The organism is Citrobacter sp. Ce104 (genome assembly GCF_030334595.1).
Taxonomy (GTDB): Bacteria; Pseudomonadota; Gammaproteobacteria; order Enterobacterales; family Enterobacteriaceae; genus Citrobacter; species Citrobacter europaeus.
In genome coordinates, this window is record NZ_JAOWDP010000006.1 from 74,604 (window position 1) to 90,867 (window position 16,264).

At 48.0% G+C, this 16,264-nt stretch carries 21 protein-coding genes and 1 pseudogene; 12 read left to right on the forward strand and 10 right to left on the reverse strand.

Features of this window, described 5'->3' with window-relative positions; translation table 11 throughout:
- The first annotated feature begins 156 nt into the window (after positions 1-156).
- The 11 genes and pseudogenes from OGW16_RS00475 (at position 157) to OGW16_RS00520 (ending at position 7,012) form a co-directional block, all read left to right on the forward strand.
- Entirely contained in the window at positions 157-1,815 is a 1,659-nt protein-coding gene (locus OGW16_RS00475) for a phage portal protein (protein ID WP_211924606.1), read from the forward strand.
- Between the two features lie 8 nt (positions 1,816-1,823).
- Positions 1,824-2,870, forward strand: a complete 1,047-nt coding sequence (locus tag OGW16_RS00480; RefSeq protein ID WP_257663990.1) for a head processing protein — start codon at positions 1,824-1,826, stop codon at positions 2,868-2,870.
- Between the two features lie 9 nt (positions 2,871-2,879).
- Positions 2,880-3,269: pseudogene (locus OGW16_RS00485) on the forward strand (Gp49 family protein); the annotation flags it as partial.
- A gap of 48 nt (positions 3,270-3,317) precedes the next feature.
- Positions 3,318-3,500, forward strand: a complete 183-nt coding sequence (locus OGW16_RS26415; RefSeq protein WP_373276878.1) for a crAss001_48 related protein — start codon at positions 3,318-3,320, stop codon at positions 3,498-3,500.
- Between the two features lie 116 nt (positions 3,501-3,616).
- Positions 3,617-4,075, forward strand: a complete 459-nt coding sequence (locus OGW16_RS00490) for a ProQ/FINO family protein (protein WP_211924604.1) — start codon at positions 3,617-3,619, stop codon at positions 4,073-4,075.
- A gap of 164 nt (positions 4,076-4,239) precedes the next feature.
- A complete protein-coding gene (locus tag OGW16_RS00495; RefSeq protein ID WP_286517529.1) occupies positions 4,240-4,611 on the forward strand; it encodes a hypothetical protein in 372 nt (123 codons plus the stop codon).
- Positions 4,612-4,631: 20 nt separating this feature from the next.
- A complete protein-coding gene (locus OGW16_RS00500) occupies positions 4,632-5,123 on the forward strand; it encodes a hypothetical protein (protein WP_286517530.1) in 492 nt (163 codons plus the stop codon).
- A gap of 16 nt (positions 5,124-5,139) precedes the next feature.
- Positions 5,140-5,481 carry a hypothetical protein gene (locus tag OGW16_RS00505; protein ID WP_181553304.1) on the forward strand — a complete coding sequence of 114 codons (342 nt, stop codon included), beginning with the start codon at positions 5,140-5,142 and terminating at the stop codon, positions 5,479-5,481.
- 396 nt (positions 5,482-5,877) lie between these two features.
- Entirely contained in the window at positions 5,878-6,072 is a 195-nt protein-coding gene (locus tag OGW16_RS00510) for a host cell division inhibitor Icd-like protein (protein WP_286517531.1), read from the forward strand.
- Entirely contained in the window at positions 6,069-6,281 is a 213-nt protein-coding gene (locus OGW16_RS00515; protein WP_286517532.1) for a hypothetical protein, read from the forward strand. The genes OGW16_RS00510 and OGW16_RS00515 overlap by 4 nt, the downstream gene beginning before the upstream one ends.
- The gene (locus tag OGW16_RS00520; RefSeq protein WP_286517533.1) at positions 6,278-7,012 is read left to right on the forward strand and encodes a KilA-N domain-containing protein; all 735 of its coding nucleotides are present in this window, start codon (positions 6,278-6,280) and stop codon (positions 7,010-7,012) included. Before OGW16_RS00515 ends, OGW16_RS00520 begins: the two co-directional genes overlap by 4 nt.
- 670 nt (positions 7,013-7,682) lie before the next feature.
- Here OGW16_RS00520 and OGW16_RS00525 read toward each other — a convergent pair.
- The gene (locus OGW16_RS00525) at positions 7,683-8,621 is read right to left on the reverse strand and encodes a RepB family plasmid replication initiator protein (protein WP_071667230.1); all 939 of its coding nucleotides are present in this window, start codon (positions 8,619-8,621) and stop codon (positions 7,683-7,685) included.
- A gap of 409 nt (positions 8,622-9,030) precedes the next feature.
- Complete coding sequence (locus OGW16_RS00530; RefSeq protein ID WP_211924600.1) at positions 9,031-9,522, reverse strand: glycoside hydrolase family 24 protein; 492 nt, start codon at positions 9,520-9,522, stop codon at positions 9,031-9,033.
- A 161-nt stretch (positions 9,523-9,683) separates the two neighbouring features.
- On the opposite strand from OGW16_RS00530, the gene OGW16_RS00535 reads away from it, so the two are divergent.
- Positions 9,684-10,355 carry a hypothetical protein gene (locus tag OGW16_RS00535; RefSeq protein ID WP_211924599.1) on the forward strand — a complete coding sequence of 224 codons (672 nt, stop codon included), beginning with the start codon at positions 9,684-9,686 and terminating at the stop codon, positions 10,353-10,355.
- A 49-nt stretch (positions 10,356-10,404) separates the two neighbouring features.
- On the opposite strand, the gene OGW16_RS00540 is transcribed toward OGW16_RS00535, so the two are convergent.
- The 8 genes from OGW16_RS00540 to OGW16_RS00575 form a co-directional block, all read right to left on the reverse strand.
- Complete coding sequence (locus OGW16_RS00540; RefSeq protein ID WP_211924598.1) at positions 10,405-10,734, reverse strand: hypothetical protein; 330 nt, start codon at positions 10,732-10,734, stop codon at positions 10,405-10,407.
- Positions 10,734-12,317: a hypothetical protein gene (locus OGW16_RS00545; RefSeq protein ID WP_286517534.1), complete on the reverse strand. Its 1,584-nt coding sequence runs from the start codon at positions 12,315-12,317 to the stop codon at positions 10,734-10,736. Before OGW16_RS00545 ends, OGW16_RS00540 begins: the two co-directional genes overlap by 1 nt.
- Before the next feature lie 53 nt (positions 12,318-12,370).
- Complete coding sequence (locus OGW16_RS00550; RefSeq protein WP_257663981.1) at positions 12,371-12,715, reverse strand: ddrA; 345 nt, start codon at positions 12,713-12,715, stop codon at positions 12,371-12,373.
- Complete coding sequence (gene darA, locus OGW16_RS26420; protein WP_275377596.1) at positions 12,712-14,070, reverse strand: antirestriction phage head protein DarA; 1,359 nt, start codon at positions 14,068-14,070, stop codon at positions 12,712-12,714. The genes OGW16_RS00550 and darA overlap by 4 nt, the downstream gene beginning before the upstream one ends.
- Complete coding sequence (locus tag OGW16_RS00560; protein ID WP_275377595.1) at positions 14,063-14,695, reverse strand: defense against restriction DarA-related protein; 633 nt, start codon at positions 14,693-14,695, stop codon at positions 14,063-14,065. Before OGW16_RS00560 ends, darA begins: the two co-directional genes overlap by 8 nt.
- Complete coding sequence (locus OGW16_RS00565; RefSeq protein WP_286517536.1) at positions 14,695-15,129, reverse strand: lysis protein; 435 nt, start codon at positions 15,127-15,129, stop codon at positions 14,695-14,697. Before OGW16_RS00565 ends, OGW16_RS00560 begins: the two co-directional genes overlap by 1 nt.
- On the reverse strand, positions 15,129-15,455 hold the full coding sequence (locus OGW16_RS00570; protein ID WP_071667238.1) for a hypothetical protein: 327 nt from the start codon (positions 15,453-15,455) through the stop codon (positions 15,129-15,131). Before OGW16_RS00570 ends, OGW16_RS00565 begins: the two co-directional genes overlap by 1 nt.
- A gap of 85 nt (positions 15,456-15,540) precedes the next feature.
- Entirely contained in the window at positions 15,541-16,182 is a 642-nt protein-coding gene (locus OGW16_RS00575) for a recombinase family protein (RefSeq protein ID WP_211924592.1), read from the reverse strand.
- Positions 16,183-16,264 lie beyond the last annotated feature (82 nt).

Sequence of the window (16,264 nt, forward strand, 5' to 3'; positions counted from 1 at the left end):
CTCCGAGAGTGAACTTTTGATAAATTAACCAAACGTACTAATTTATTTCTTAGTTTATCAAAGGTCACATTTCGAATGCCCAAGTTCCGGCAAGACAACATTTTGAAAGCGTTGGACCAACTGCTGCCCGGTGGGAAGGCGAATCACGGAAACGTTATGTCGCTGGGAGCCACCAGCAGCGGCGGCAGCGGTTTCATGAACGTGTTTTCCCGATCCTGCCTGCTGGGCAAAGGTGAAACAGATAAGTATTTCGGCGACTCGATGGTCAGCTCCGGACGCGATGTACTGAATGAGGTGTCGCTACCTGTCGAACGCCTGCAGCGCTATCCGTTCCTGGAAGAAATGGCCACATATCCGACTATCGGCCAGGCACTCTATATTCACGTTTCGTACGCATTTTCTATCAACAAGAGAACCAACCTTTCTTTTGAATTCCAGCCGGTGGCGGATGAGAACGACGAGGAAAATAAAGCGGCTCATGAGCTGTGCAGAGAGTTAACCAACGAAATCGGTCTCAAAGTTAACGCGGAGCTCCCCAGCTGGGGGCTGATTATGGCCATCTTCGGTGTTTGCTACATACGCCCGCACATAGTGCAGAAAGTCGGCATCACCTCGATGGAATGCAACTACTACACCCTTCCCTACTTCATTAAGGAGTATTACGTGGGCGGGGATCTGGCGGGCTTCACCGGCGACTACCTTAAGGATGAATCTGGCGCGCTCATGTTCGCTAAGCCGTGGGATATGGTTTCGATGAAGATCCCACTCTGGCATCCGAGCCGGATGAATATGCCGATATACACCGGTGCCGAGCAGTTCAGCCTCCTGTCTGATCCTACAAAGCGGATGCCGGTCGAAACGCAGAATTACGGTACCAGCCTGCTGCAAAATGCTTATGAGCCTTACCTGAATTTACGCGGAGCCATCCGTGCATTAAAAGCTTCTCGCTACAACGCCAGCAAAATCGACAGGCTGATTGGCCTGAACATGGACAATCTCGATCCGGCGAAAGCGGCGCTGTATGGCCGAACAGTGTCCGAGCAGCTACAAAAATCCGCCATGCAGATGGAGAAACGCGCCCGCGGGAACAACACTGCGCCGGTGGTTACCAACACCGTATTGCCGATACTGGCAAACGGCAAAGGTCAAATCACCATCGATACCCAATCGATGCCAGCCGATATATCCGGCATCGAAGACATCATGTTCCACATCAAGCAGCTGGCGTCCGCACTTAACCTCGATTACACGATGCTCGGTTTTGCCGACCAGATGACTGGCGGGCTCGGTGAAGGTGGTTTCCTGCGTACCAGTATTCAGGCGGGCATGGTCGCTGGCTGGCTACGCGGCGGCGCGGCCGAATGCATTTACCGTCTTTGCGATATTCACCTCGCGGCCAAATACGGGAAGGTTTACCCCTCCGGAGAGCGTCCCTACAAAATCGAATTCAACTCGATGGCCACCAGCATCGAGATGGAAGAAAGCGCCGCAATGGACAGTCACGCCAACTATGCAAGCGTGTTCGTCACCATTGCTGACGCCATCTGCAATAACCCCGCCCTGGCAAAATCCAACACCTTCAAACAGATCGTGTTGGGCGACGTTCTGAAGATCCCAGCAACCAAGCTCGAAACCCTGCTGACTGAACTTAAAGCATCTCAGGATGAGGACCACGAGAACGACTTCGGCGGTGGCAATAAGAAAGGCATGTTCGAGAGTGTCACTCACAGACCGGATGCCGCTATGTGCGATTTCATCAGGTCGATGGATAGGCATGAACTGCAAGACATCATCATCAAAGCGTTTGAAGAATGAGGACCAATATGGCACCTAAATACAAAACCCTGCTGACGCACACGGACCGTTTTTCACTGTTCGACAAGGTGCGTAAAGGTAAACAAAACAACCGCAAATATATGCTTGAAGCGGTGAAAAGAATGATCAACAGCCAAGAGACGCAGGAAGGCCTGCGCCTGGGTGAGCTCTACGGCTATTACGGCCACACGCGCCGTGAGCTGGCTAAGACACCTGAATTGCCAGAAACATCCGTCATCATGGTGGAGGGCAAACCGGTTGTTATAGAGAACGTACCAGCCAGCCGGACCATCGCTATTTCAGTCGACGATGATGGCGTCGTCACTCATACCGAAGAGATTTTTGATACCGCACCCGGGCGCATCGTTGCCAGTATGCTGGAATCCCGCGCTGGTGGTTGGTCATGGGTGACAACTGGCCGCGACTCCCCCGCTATTTCCATTCCCACGGGCTACTACGGCATGGATTATGTGACCATGCCCAACTTCATCAGCATGGACCATCCGGCCGCCATGCGCGAGAGCACAGAAGATCGCAATGCTGTCATGACTGAGGCCCTTATCAAGCAGAACTTCACTGAAGAAGATGCCGACGGAATCATCAAACATTACACCGCACTGAATGAGTACGAAGTGATGTTTGAAAGTATCCAGCGTATCGAGGACCTGGAAGTTGCCCGACTGGCAGCTGCAGGGGAGCTGCTTGATAAGGATCGCCAGCTGGAAGAACAAAGCGTCATGCTGGAGTCCTTGAGGAAGGGGGAAGCTGAGCGTGCAGAGAAAGCCTCTTTGCGTACGGCCATGTTTGAACGCGTGCTCGACAAGCTACCGGTGTTCACTAACCAGCGCCAGCGCGATGCTATTGCCAACATGCAAACGGAAGAAGATTTAGCCATCGTCGATAAGCTATTTGAATCACTGGCCAGCCCTTCTATCCGCACGCTGCCGGTGGATCAAATCTCCACCAGCAGCCAACCGGCCAAACGCCACCATTCCGAGCCGGTCGACAAGTCCAGCATCATTAACTTTGAAAGCACCACACGCCACTTCGGCTAAGGTAATAAAATGACTGATACAGATATTGAACAGGAAATCTTGTCCAAAGGTAAAACGGCCCCACGCGTTACACCTGAACACATTGAGAACATTATCCAGAACGAATATTACTTCACTGCGCGTGATGGCTGGAATGGTGCGATCTTCAAACAGAGCTATGTAAGCAAGCAGCAGGGGAAACCTTCCCCAATAGCCGAAGATGTTGACCATTCAGCTCTCTGCTATCTCACTTTTTGCGTATTAGTCTTAAAAAATGGATATACCGTTACAGGTGAGAGTGCCTGCGCATCCCCTGCCAATTTTGATACCGAAATAGGCAAGAAAATCGCGCGACAGAACGCGGTAAACAAAATATGGCAGCTGGAAGGCTATCTGTTAAAACAAAAACTGTATGAGCAAAGTAGTGATCAGGAAAACAAGCTGCAGACAGATCTCCCGCCCCACCAGTTGCGCGTGCTGGAAGAACTCGCACAACTAAGTGACCGTCTCATCAAATTAACTGCCTTTATCGATGAAGCTGGCGACGTATTTCGCAGCTTAGGCATTGAAGAGCAGTCGCGATTGCGGCGACAGGCGGCATCAATGCGCGAGTATCAAGGTGTCTTGGCTGAGCGCGTAGCCAGTTTCTAATCGCTTGCTACTTTGGACAAAGCCCCTCTCGGGGCTTTTTTTATGAGCATCAGTAGCGACATCACGCCATTAATAAATTAGTATTTTCTGTACCGTCGATAACAAAGGTAAAAACGGTGGAAACCACAACCCCTGTAACACACCACGCCAGTAAAGCGACAACCCGAAAAAACCGGGCTCAGCGACTCCTGATCAAAGAACTCTTCCCCGCTCTCTTCCAGGGTAACCATCCGCTGCCGATGAAGAACGGCATCAAAGACGACATGCTCACACAAATCGTCAGACGCGGCCTGGATATCTCCGAGGAGAAATTACAGCAGTCTTTACGCGCCTGTTGCTGCTCCCAGGTTTATCAAATGCGGATCATCAATAGCCGTGCCCGTCGCGATATCGATGGTAAGCCGGTTGAGCCGATTAGTCTTGAAGACAAAAAGCATGCCTGGCGCCGTATCTGTAAGTACCGTAAGGAAAATGGACTGAAACCCTTACAGAATCCAATGAAGAGCAAAAAGAACCAGCACGCGGCAACTAAGAAGAAAGGACCGGGTATAAAACCCCAAAAGACAAACGCGTAGTAGCGTTGGAGATCCCGTGTCAACTGGCCGCTGGGGAATAACCTAGCGGCCTTTTTTCATATTGGTACAAACTTTTGTCAATTTTTTGAGCCTGGACAAATGAACTTTGAGGACAGCAGTAGTATTGTAACCACTCGTTTTTATTAATTATTTACGACTACAATATGAAAAAAATAATAAGCATGGGGATTCTATGCGCCTCTATTGCCTCTGGGGCAATGGCTGCAGAAATCTCAAATACAGGCATAATCGGCATTGCCCCCGTTGACTCTGGTTGTACAGTAAAAACCGACACAATGGGTGTCGTAGCTGTACAGTTTTCCAAATCAGGCATGACACTGGATCTGATTCAGTTCCTCAATGCAGACAAAAGCATAATGGCTATGCCCACTGATTTTGAGAACGCAGGTTTTTCAACGCTCCAACAATCACAGGCCAATAACTTCATCAAGCTTGGCAACTTCTACAAAGTGCATTACCAACTTTGCGGGCAAGCAGGATATCCAACCCTTTTAGACATCCACACAGCAAAATAAAAAATCACAAGGAACACACAGTGAGCAAAAAAATTCTTTTGATAGCGGCTATGGCTTTCTTTTCTGCTAATGCCATTTCCGCCGCAATGCCAGCGACCAGAGCGGAAGCCAAGTGGGTTGCGAGCCATATCGACCAAAATATCGTTGCTAAAGGTATGAGCTGTAGCTCCAAGGCCGACGAAACAAGCCGCAGCAACTGCGCCTACGGTTACTCTGCACTCGCCCTCGATGATGCGATGCAAGCCGCGGGTTACTCCTACCGCGATACCCTTCATAAAATAGCCAAAGACCAATCGATTATGGGGTACATGTCCGCTGGACTGAGTGAATTTGTTATGCCGATCAACATGCTGACTAACGCAGATGGTCAGGCATTCATGCTTAAAAATAAGCTCGTCTATAAAAACGATATTCCTGAGTTGAAAAATATCATCACAGGGAAACGTAGTCCGGACGTGTCACAGATTGAAGGCCTTCGCCACCAGCCATCCGCCAGTGAGCTTAACCACTAATTTATTGGGATAAAAAATGCGCAAAATCATTAAGGGAATGTTAGTTGTCTCATTGTTTGCTACTGCAACATCTGCTTTTGCTGTCGGCGATCCTGATGCCAATTTTGCTAAAACTGACTGCAACTCCCCGAAAGTTAGGGCAATGCTCATCGAGTCTTATAATGATCTCCTGAAAAGTCAGAATGCGGAATTCTCAGCAATTGATGCTTATGACCAGAAGACGGTTAAAGGCGGTCTGAATGTTCTGACATGCTACGGAACATATGAATTTTCGGACGGAGATAAACTAGCAGTTACCTACAAATTATATAAAAACAGTTTAGGCCAGTTCATTAACTTCTTTGAACCTGACGAATAGTAAGAATAAAGCAGCTCCTAATAGAGGGGGTCTTTTTGCCCCTCTATTAAACAGAATATACTAATTTTTATTTGCTAATATCCGTATTTAATGTACCGTTTTATACCGGACGTGTTGACGCGTGCTGGTGGTTCAGAGTAAGGTTTTATTGTCGCAGCAAAATCTGCAGCCGGGATTGGAACCCCGATAACCATTAGCGAGCACTCAACACGCGCTCAGCGTGTTTTTTTGTGTCAGCGTCCTTGCACGCCAAAATTATGGTGGGCTGGATGGGGGAACCGAAAGGTTCGCCGGGTTCGTTGATGGCCGGTAGTTCCAACCCCATTCAGTTCACCACCAAATAGAGATTGGAACCTCTTGGTGGTGATTTACAAATCCATCAGCGAGGATGCCACCATGGCTACTACCCCAACCCGATCTCAACTACAGTTTATCTGGCGCTTTTATTCCTGCCAGCTGCGCCGTTACCACATCGTTATCGCTACCAGCGAATCTGACGCCCGATCACAACTTCCAGATGCTCCTTGCCTTTTTGCCGCCCGATTTCCCTCTAACTCCCCGACTCTCTCTTACTGGAGGGCTCGCCCATGAATTTTCTGACAGAAGAAGCGATCGCCGCTGCGGCCAAAAAACTGCATGTAGACATCACTGGCATCAATGCAATTTCCACGCTGGCCAGCCACTTTATGATTACAGAAGGCTTTTACTTACTCAGGAATAAATCAGCCATTAAGCGCCGTCTGGTTTGTGAAATTAAGGCGTTTTTCGGTCGATCACAGGGAATGAAGGTGGCTAAATGAACACAACAAAAAATGAAATTGCAGCGCCGGTGATTTGCGGTGTGGAAATAACAACTGACGCAGAAGGCCGTTTTAACCTCAATGCCCTGCACAAAGCAAGCAGTCTTGGTGAAGAAAAAGCACCGGCCAAATTCTTACGAAACAAATCTACTAAAGAACTTCTCTCTGAACTTGAAATGCAAACTGGACAAATATGCACAGTTTCATACGAGGGACGTAACGGCGGTACCTTCGCTCACGAGCTGCTGGCCATAGAGTACGCCGGTTGGATCTCTCCAGCCTTCCGTCTGCAGGTAAACCAGACATTTCTGGACTACCGCACCGGCAAACTTACGCTACCAGCAAAGCACTCAGCATCCCATCAATTGATACAGTCACAGCAACGTCAAATCGAACTGCTGGAAGAGCTGCTCATGCGCGAGCGCGAAAACTCACAACTTCGCGCCAAACTGGAAGAGAAAAACAATAACCACCAGCCGTTAACGAACCAGGAACTACTGCGCGAACGTGACGAGCTGGCGGAACGGCTAGGCCGGAGCCGCAACTATGCCACCCTCGATGCAGTTGAAAGGAAAATGGGACGAGAATATCAATGGCACCGGCTGCGTAACTGGTGTCTCAGGAATAACGTCGAGCCGCTCGTGTTGCGCAAATTTCAGTGCGTCCACGCCTGGCCCCGCGGCGCATGGCTGGATGCGTATGGGATAGATCTGGAAGAACTGTTCGGGTAGGGAGTAAGGACCGCTGCGGCGGTCTTTTTTTTACAGCCAGAACAACGACAAGTGATCTCAGTTAATCTTGCGCCGAAACAAGGGTAATTGTGCCCTTGTACATGCCTAAAAGGACATGAGCATGAACATTTTTTTGATTATGGAAATTCTGGATCACATCTTAGAAATCATTTTGTGGGTTTTGAACAACTGGCCTGACATCCATTCCGTCATCCTCCAGCTCATTCAGTAGTCAACACAAGACAGGCCGCAACGTCGGCCTGTCGATATTAGTCGGCCTCAGCAAAAGGTATGCACTTTCATAAACCCTCCACACCTTTTCCTCAAAAGGTGGACAGCTTCATAAAAGGTGACTCGCCTCTTTTTAAAGGTGACCACTTTCATAAAAATGTGACCTTGTAACGCATCAAAACCCCTTCCGTTTTATGGAATGTGACCACGTAACTATCAAAAAGGTGGCTGCTTTCATAAGTGGGTAAAAACACAGTTATGAAAGTGGTCACCTTTAGCCATTTTTTTATGAAACTGCCCACCTAATTACCGAATACACACCCGCCTCTTTATGAAAGTGGTCACCTTTTTATGATACCAGCCACCCCAAACAAAAAAGGCGGGCATCTCTTATGAAAATGCCCACCTTTTTTATGAAAGTGACTACCTTTTTACTCTATCACTGCTCGCCACCATCTCCTTCATTTTCCTCATTTTTTCCTTTAGATGAGGTCAACTTAAGGTTTGGTCTGCGCGCGAGGATCGTGAACTGAATTTCACGCCCCTTCTTCACCTCTTTGTACTCCAGGTATCCGATCTTCTCTAAGTCAGCCAGTGCCTTTCTGATTGTCTGGTTTTGAGTCTTCACCGGTGAGTCCAGTAGCAGTCGCTCACGGAACCGCTTCATTGTCATAAACAGAGGGCCGGTGTTAGATGGGAGGCTTTCAAGATAGATATACAGAGCCTGTGCAGCTTCCTTTCGAGAGAGGTTTGACAGCGGTTTCAGACTTAGCAGGATTTTATGATCCCAGCGATATAACTCCCACAAATCCTTATCACCTACCAGTTCAACGACATCCTCATTTTCATCCAGCTTAGCTTTCTGTACCAGGTGGCTCACCATATTCTTGGTGCCATCTTTACTGGTAAATCCGAGCGTTACACTCGCGATATTGAATAACGACTCTTTCAGGCGAGTACGCGCGCGGCCGTTCAGGTCTGTTGGCCGCAGGCCGCACATACGCCCGAACTCAGAGAATGAGAGAGTAATCTTCTCACCTTCAAAGCCATATTTAGAGAAAGCTGATACTATCCCTATCCATGCTTTGAAATCCGTGGACATGTTAAGCTTGGCACCCTGGATTCTGATCTTCGTGTAACCCTCGCGACGTGCGATTTCCAGCGTTGATAGCTCTTCAGACGCATCAATAAGGAAATCACGCTTACCACGTTCCTTCGGTGCGACAGGCGTGAACACGCTTAGGCGGAGCAACGCCCTTGGCTGAACACTTTTGTCGTCACTTGGCACAAGCATGTAATCTTTACCAGTTTCACGGTGAACTACGAACGGATGTTCTGGGTTTAAACCGTCATCTGTCTGATTTTCAGTCGATTCCATCGTCTACACTCAGATTTTACCGATTACGAGCCTGTGAATAAGCGTGTGCATAATCGGTGGTTAAAAATTTCACATCACGTAGAGGATCTACATGAAAGATATTGATAACAAAGATGTTTTTTGAGTTATTCACACACCTGTGGATAAAAAACACAAATTTTATGAAAGTGCCCACCTTTGATTTATGAAAGTGTCCACTAAAATTATGAAAGTGTCCACCAAAATTATGAAAGTGCCCACTTTTTTTATGAAAGTGTTAACCCAAAGTGCCGTTTTCGTTTTTAGAATCATGAAGTTACAAGCGCGGTGATCTTTATTGATCTGTATATTGATCTATATATTGATCTAAAAGACTATGATCTACGGTGTGGATAATAATAAAAGGGCACCCAAAAGAGTGCCACATCAGTTAGTTGATTTCTGCCACCTTACCACCAAAGTTCTTGTAGGCCTCGATCAGAACTTCAACCTTATGCTCTCTCTGGCCGTACCCCGCGCCCGGGAAGCTTGCCCAGATATTAGCGCACTTGGCGATCGCCCGTCGGATATGGCCAGCTTCAATATCCGCAATAGCACGCTGTTCCTTCAGCAATTGCAGACAAAGCCTATCCTGGCTCTCTGGGCTAAAATCTTTCAACCCCAGTTGCTCTTTGTACGTCGGCCAATATTTGTAAAGCTGCTGGTAGCCGCCTGACGCAGTAGAACGCTGCCCAGCTTTGTTAAAAACTTTCCCCGGACGGCCCTTGGCGAAAGGATGATCGCTGAAATCAGTAAAAACCTCTGGTTTACCATCGATGCCCGTGACGATCACATCGTAGCCGTCATTCACTGTAAGCGGATGATTTAGCGTGCCCTCAGAAAAACGGATCGTTTTCATAAACGCTGGTATGTTCGGATTCATGTCTACTCCAGATGTAACTTATGGAAAAATACGAGCAGACAAGTCAGTAGTAATCACAAGGACGCCATTAGGTGTCCTTTTTCTTTTTTAAGCTTACTGAAAGTTACATTTCAAAGTAGAGTACAAGGGGTTCAAACCAGGCAAAACAAGGACTTTTAGCCATGCCCCTACCCCTTATCGATCTCTTCAAAACACCATATGATGATGATTATCATGACTGTAAACTGAGCACGCCTTATCAGGCAGCAGTACATGCAGCAAAAACGTATGGCGGGGACCAGGGCTTGTCTTTCCACATTGATGATGCCTTGGAAAAAAATTCGTCTTGGCTATTTTCTATGCCAAAAACCTTGCCTGACGTGTTAGACACATATCAGTGCCATTCTTCTTTCTGCAACCTAAACCAAGTCTCAGAAACAATAAATCTCTACGGATGCACGGTAACAGCGGGGCAATTTCTTTTTCATGGAGGGAAGTGGCCTGTTGGGTATTTACGAGGCGCGATGTTTGAAACCATCAGACCGTTCTCAACAACACTATGCCCTAATATTGCAATGGGTGTGCCTCAATTTCATGGAAGGGCTTATCATAATAACGCGCTTGATTTATTTGTTCTTCGAGTTCGTCAGGCTCGTACAAAAGCTTTTTTCTTCGACAATGAAGATCCAGATAGTGGTCATGAGAAGGAGCTCGTCTTTTCACGAGGCGTAAAATTAACACTTGTGAGTTGCAAAGAAATCAAAACGATTCCTGTTTCCGATTTTGTTATAGGCAGTCTTGTTCAAAATACTAAAGACGTGCCAGTTCGAGTTTTAGAAGTAGACATATCCTGATTCATAGTTGTAGCCCTGTACCTCGGGCTACATGGTTCAAACAAAAGTGTCAGGAAACCGCACCATTACTAAACTCTTCTTCACTCTGGTACATCTCTGCCTCAAGCTCAGCAGCCCAATCATCAGGAATGCCGGTCACGTTGATCGAAGTCAGTTCGAGTACACGCAACATTTCATACGGCGCGCACATTGGACCGTTGATCGGGTAAATACCTTGGCCAGTACCCTCTGCAGTAGCGGTGATTAACCAGAACAAGTTCATGATGGACTCGATCGAGAAATCACCGGTTACACTGAAATCACACGGTTCAAGGGCTTCGTCCCCATAGAACGTTACTACTCCGGTGCGGGTACCGTCGGAAATTTGTATATCTACCATTAGTGACCTTCCTTCAGCACACCAGTGACAAACTCGATGAGGCCATCACTGTTTACCAGGGATATGGCGCCAGAGTTAGGCTGCGCCAGATATTCAAAACCAGAGGAAAAAACCTCTGTGAACGTAGCGGTGTCGATATGGTAGCCACCATAGATTTTTCCGATGTAGGGTGATGAGAGATGATCAGCTATCGCAACCTCTTTGTCGCCGTAAACCCCATTCCGATAAAAACGGTTCAATGACGCTACAGCAGCGTTTTCCCCGTTGGTTCGTTCCGCAAGATAGGCGCGCGCCATCAGCAGATAATCAGGGTTTGAAAACTCAAAGTGATGGCCCACTTCATGCCAGAGTGCTCGTTTACCACCGCGAGGATTCAGGGCGATTTGTTTCTTTTGAATGTTGGCAAACGACCGGCCACGCAGGATATCGATGTTTTTTAGTGTCCGGATGCGGCCGCGAGCAAGTTTAAAAACAGCTTTAAGATCCCGCAGAAAACTACCATCCACGCCGCTGTAAATATCATACTCGCTTATAAGCGCACGGCTAATCTTGATGCCGGAGATCCACTCATCAGCCTGGCTATCGTTGATTTCGGCGTCGTTTAACAACTCTTCCCTGATTAGCTCTACTTGGGGGATCACTTTTTTGATCGAGGTTTGGATCACGTCTTTTAACCACTCAGCGCCATGACTGGGACCTGAGTTGATAAAATTGGCGCACCCATCTTGCTCGCCAGGACTACCGAAACCAAATTTCCCGCTCAGCAATGCAGTACGAACGGCTTCAGCGCGTTCCCCAAACAAATTGCGTACGTTAATCCACTCCAAGGATTCAGGATTTTTGCTATCCAGCATATTGGCTATTTCAGCCTTTGCCTCTTCGATCCTTCCTGGTACTGACATGGATCGTAAAAAATCGGTGCCAGTCGTTTTCCGTTGCTGGTAAGCGTCTGATGCGCTCTCTGATGTAAGTGTCTGGCTGGCCGGTTCCTCTGTCCCGACACGTAGCATCTGGAAGATATTAAACATCTGGTCATTCAGTAAATCACCGATACGTGACATAACCGCCGATATGGCCGGGAACTTAAACTTTATGTTGTCGACCATGATGGGATAGAGAATTTCTCGCATACGTAGTGCTGCGGAATCCCTTTCTTCAGGGGTTTTAGCGTTCTTCCACTCTGACGCAACACTGCGTAGACGAAAGAAATCACCGGTGACGAACATGAAGCGCCAGATCTTTTGGTTCTCAATTGCTAACGGATGAACTCGGGTTATTTCCCCGACTTTAGTCAAAAAGATGCTTTTCCCGTAGCCAAGTTCTTTCTTTGCAGCAGTGAAAGTTTTACCCAGTACAGCGCTGGCCAAGTTGGTGAATGCGGCGATATCGCTTTCGCTAACATTCGTCTTAAGGGATAACGCAGAAAGTCGATCGAGGATGAAAGAGTAGCTGCTACCACTAACACCTTCACGATCCCAGAAACTGAGGATCGCAGCTGATAGCTCATCAACGGAATTGCACATACCGATGATGACCTTCGTTTTTTTGTCCGTTTTAGGGGCTTTAAGAGTGGTTTTTAACATAGATCCAGATCCGCACCGCCCGGATCGTTGGATCCTCCGGGCGGCTAATGTCGTTAGGCTGCCTGTAAGGCGTTCTCGTTAATCCAGGTGAGCGCGCCAGCCTTGATATCATCGAAGGTGAGAAAAACGCTCTGGAAGGGCTCCAGTGCTCTCAGCGTAGCGACAAAATCAGTGGCGCTCTGTTTGTTGAATTCACCAGCGAGGAAATCAGTAACGATCTTAGGTGGACCAGCTGGCGCGTCGGGGTCGCCGGTCGGCCCGTAACCCAACTTCACTAATACCTCATCAATTTGGTCGTTGAGGTCCAGTAAGGCTATGCCGGTTGCCGATTTTGCCTGTCCCAGAAGTTCATCAAGTTTGTCTGAGAGATCTAAGCGTTCAATCGCGCTGAGTTTCATGCAGCAGCGCCTCCCTGCGCTATGTTGGCCAGCAGATCAGACAGGTGCTGTACTGCTGCGTTTACCAGTTCTTCGTTTTCGTCATAAATACCGGCAGCGGTTAGTGCAGATATGGCTTCACGTACAGAACCACGTGCATTTCTGATCTCGACCAGATCAGAGCTTTCCAGCTCTGCAATACTGTTGAGATAAGCAATTGCCTTTTGTGCTTCGGTGTCAGCCTCCGGAGGGGTTACATCGGGTTCAGTCTCCAAAATTGTGGGTATGTCCTCACCAAAATCAATTGCTGACTTCATCTTCTCGATGTTATGAGTCGTGGGATGCGCTGAGAGCTTCTCTGAGAGCTCTGTAAGCTCCGCGGAGCTAAACCCTTTGGTTTCTGCCCAATGCGTTACCTGGTCTTCTGTGTGGCCTGTATGCGCGGCGATCGCACCGGCTGCAACCACAAACGGTGATGGCTCATTGTCGACAGGAGGAATTGGCTTCTGTTTTCTCGCTTCGGCTTCTGCCTCTGCGATCTCGATTTGCTTACGCAGCTCATCATTCAGATCTTCCTGCTCTAAGGCCTGAGCGTTCAACGAATTGAGCTGCTGAGACAGCGTACTCAGCCCGGCCTTTATTTCATCACCACTTTCAACGAGGGCCAGTTGCTGCTGCTCCAGCTTATCTCCCTGATCTTGGAGGTTGGCTATTTCGCTTTTTACTTCTGCCTGGCGCGCCTGTGCCTTTTGGAATTTCGCGGTATTTCGCTCAATCAGGTTTGAAAGTGCCATGGTTACCTGTTTCAGCGAAATATCACGTCCGTTTGCGGGCGATACGACGTTTGTCACATCTCGCTTATTTAGCAGGAAACGGAAAGCAACCAGTGTGTCGGTGGTTGTGATCGTCCCGACATTGCCGCTCGGACTATGGAAAATCAGAGTTATGCTCTGGCCGTCAGAGAGTGGAATTTGCGCGGGCATAACCGCGATCCCCTGCACCTTACGCGCCCTGCCGATATTGGCCCCGCCAATAGATTTGGTTCCGTCTTCCGCTTCACCCGCGGTGTCGTTTCCAGCAGTAATTCCGGTACCATTAAGTGACTGGTTTAATGCTCGAACGAACGCGCGCATAGTTGCGGCCAGGCGCGATCGGGTAGAGGTAATTGCTTCAAGCATCAGGTCCTCTTCTGGCAACATCGGAACATCGTAAAAATAAGTACTGGTGAATTCTTCAAGTGAGAGCGATTCCAGCATGAAGTGTTCACCGTCTCCGGCGTACAGCAGCTGCACTGCCTGCTCGGATATTTGGATTGCGGGTAGATCCTGCCGATTGGACAAAACTAGTCCAGAATGATGGTTAATGGTTTTAAGCATCTGGGTTCTCCAGTTTTTTAAGCTGATCTTCAAGCTGAGCCGTTACTGCTTTTGCTGTCGTCAGGCGCGTTTGGGCATCCTGTACCCGCTGAGTGAGGTCTGATTTCTGCTTGGTGGCTGTGTTGACGGTTTCCTGAAGGGTTTGAACATTTTTATTCAGCTTATCCCGGCGATCTTTGGCTTCTTTTAGTCGCTGAACATTAGATTTTACCGCTGGTTTTGTACTCGAAATATCAATGACTCGCTTGGCCTTGCGAGCCAAACTTTCACTGAATTTTTTAGCGTTCTGCTTCACAGTCGTCGCGAGGCTATCTGCAATTTTGGATAACGTATCAGCGCGAACTGCCGGGATTGGCTTGCCGTTTAATTTGAAGCCAGAAAAGTCACCAGAATCGTTAATTTCAGTTTGAAGTTCTTGGCTATCTTCGAAGCGCAAAGTTGCGGTCTTCACATTGAGCCCATTTTTCTTGGTAACTCGGTTGCTGGCAGCTACGTTCTCGACAGTGAGACCGGCCTTTTTGAGCGCATCAAGGAAAGGTTTTAATCCCTTCTCGGTTACCTGGTCAAAATTGACCTGGGCGTATTTTTTCCCGTTCTTTGAGGTGAGACCATTTGGGGCTGGCATTAATGCATTCCTCCCTGAAGAATTTCGAACTCTTTCTGTGCATCAAGGTGAAGCGGAAAAATGCGGTAAAGAGGGTTGTAGAATGAATCACCGTGCAGAATTTTAATGTTAATGATCCACTTCCCCGCAGGGATGATTAGACGGTCGAGAGGAATATCAAGGTATTCGCAGTTTTCCCCTTTGGATGCGTGCTCCAGCGTGCGACGGCGGTACGCTACAACGGTTGTTGGGCAACTTTTATCCCTCAGTGTAAACTCGATAGTCGCCCCGATAAGACGGGATGATCTTACGTTGTAATACACAGGGACGCGTAAGTGCCCTTGCTCGATTTTATGTTCACCGACGAAAAGGTTTTTTACCGTCGCGCGCCGTAGCGCCCAACGGTCTGCTGCCATTGTTATGCTGGCCCCAACGACCAAAATCAAAGCAATCATTATTTGCCACCCTTTGTGAAGATTTGAGTTATTACTCTCGCAACAGATTCGGTATTTATCTTTCTGGCCATGTGAACGACCTCGTACCCGTTGTTACTGGAGAGCAGTACGGAAAAGTAGATGATTGGCTCATCGAATTTCTGGTGCCGCCCAATGTAGTAAGCCATTAGCCCTGCTGTTACCGCATAAGAAATCGTGGTGAGGAAATCCACTACAGTTCCTTTGACCTTGCCTTCCCTCAGTTCCATCAGGAAAACACCTGTACCGCTAAGGAGAGATAGGCCGACGGCGATGGCTATCGGCAAGATGTCGTTGCTGATCAGCACCTCGGACCTCGTTTCAAGTTATTTCAAGGTCCGATTTTATTGAAAGTTACATTTGGCGGGGGGATGCTTGGACTTGCTGAGTGGTTTAATCTTCCTCCAGGGCCTGCTCCCATATCGGTCGCTTGTTGAACTCGGCTTGTTCATCGGCATCCGTATACGCATCGTCCAGACTTTCCATCTGTGATGCCGGAAACTTTTTATAGAGCGTCGAGACACCAACATCGAAAATAATGGCGACCTGATGACGGCTCATGCCGTCGAGGATCAGACGCCCCATCTGCGCCCAATCTTCCTGTGAGTATTTGGGGGGGCGACCACCTATTCGGCCTTTTTTACGTGCAATAGCCAGGCCCGCGCGCGTTCGCTCAATGATCATGTCACGCTCCATTTCCGCTAGCGCCGACATAATATGGAATGTGAAACGCCCCATTGATGTATCGGTATTTATGCCTTCGGTCAGAGACAGAAACTTGATATTTTTCTGTTTAAATGTTTGTAGCAGATCAGCCAGGTTTATGAGTGAACGCCCCAACCGGTCCAGCTTCCATACAACAACCGTATCGCCAGGTTTTAATTTTTTGAGTAAGCGGTTTAACCCTGGTCTTTTAGCTTTCGTGCCGGTCATTTTATCTTCGAAAATTAGCTCACAATTTGCACGTTCAATAGCTTCGCGCTGAAGTTCTGTGTTTTGGTCAGTTGTTGACACCCGAATATAGCCAATTCGCATATTTTTTAACCTATTTTCTGTGAGAAAAAAACGGCGAATTGTATCCGATACTTATGAGGGGAATATCAGAAATGTTGGTTTA

Coding starts and splice junctions, on each gene's coding strand:
- OGW16_RS00475 (WP_211924606.1), top strand. CDS start 157: ATGTCGCTGGGAGCCACCAGCAGCGGCGGCAGCGGTTTCATGAACGTG.
- OGW16_RS00480 (WP_257663990.1), top strand. CDS start 1,824: ATGGCACCTAAATACAAAACCCTGCTGACGCACACGGACCGTTTTTCA.
- OGW16_RS00495 (WP_286517529.1), top strand. CDS start 4,240: ATGAAAAAAATAATAAGCATGGGGATTCTATGCGCCTCTATTGCCTCT.
- OGW16_RS00505 (WP_181553304.1), top strand. CDS start 5,140: ATGCGCAAAATCATTAAGGGAATGTTAGTTGTCTCATTGTTTGCTACT.
- OGW16_RS00510 (WP_286517531.1), top strand. CDS start 5,878: ATGGCTACTACCCCAACCCGATCTCAACTACAGTTTATCTGGCGCTTT.
- OGW16_RS00515 (WP_286517532.1), top strand. CDS start 6,069: ATGAATTTTCTGACAGAAGAAGCGATCGCCGCTGCGGCCAAAAAACTG.
- OGW16_RS00520 (WP_286517533.1), top strand. CDS start 6,278: ATGAACACAACAAAAAATGAAATTGCAGCGCCGGTGATTTGCGGTGTG.
- OGW16_RS00525 (WP_071667230.1), bottom strand. CDS start 8,621: ATGGAATCGACTGAAAATCAGACAGATGACGGTTTAAACCCAGAACAT.
- OGW16_RS00530 (WP_211924600.1), bottom strand. CDS start 9,522: ATGAATCCGAACATACCAGCGTTTATGAAAACGATCCGTTTTTCTGAG.
- OGW16_RS00535 (WP_211924599.1), top strand. CDS start 9,684: ATGCCCCTACCCCTTATCGATCTCTTCAAAACACCATATGATGATGAT.
- OGW16_RS00540 (WP_211924598.1), bottom strand. CDS start 10,734: ATGGTAGATATACAAATTTCCGACGGTACCCGCACCGGAGTAGTAACG.
- OGW16_RS00545 (WP_286517534.1), bottom strand. CDS start 12,317: ATGTTAAAAACCACTCTTAAAGCCCCTAAAACGGACAAAAAAACGAAG.
- OGW16_RS00550 (WP_257663981.1), bottom strand. CDS start 12,715: ATGAAACTCAGCGCGATTGAACGCTTAGATCTCTCAGACAAACTTGAT.
- darA (WP_275377596.1), bottom strand. CDS start 14,070: ATGCTTAAAACCATTAACCATCATTCTGGACTAGTTTTGTCCAATCGG.
- OGW16_RS00560 (WP_275377595.1), bottom strand. CDS start 14,695: ATGCCAGCCCCAAATGGTCTCACCTCAAAGAACGGGAAAAAATACGCC.
- OGW16_RS00565 (WP_286517536.1), bottom strand. CDS start 15,129: ATGATTGCTTTGATTTTGGTCGTTGGGGCCAGCATAACAATGGCAGCA.
- OGW16_RS00575 (WP_211924592.1), bottom strand. CDS start 16,182: ATGCGAATTGGCTATATTCGGGTGTCAACAACTGACCAAAACACAGAA.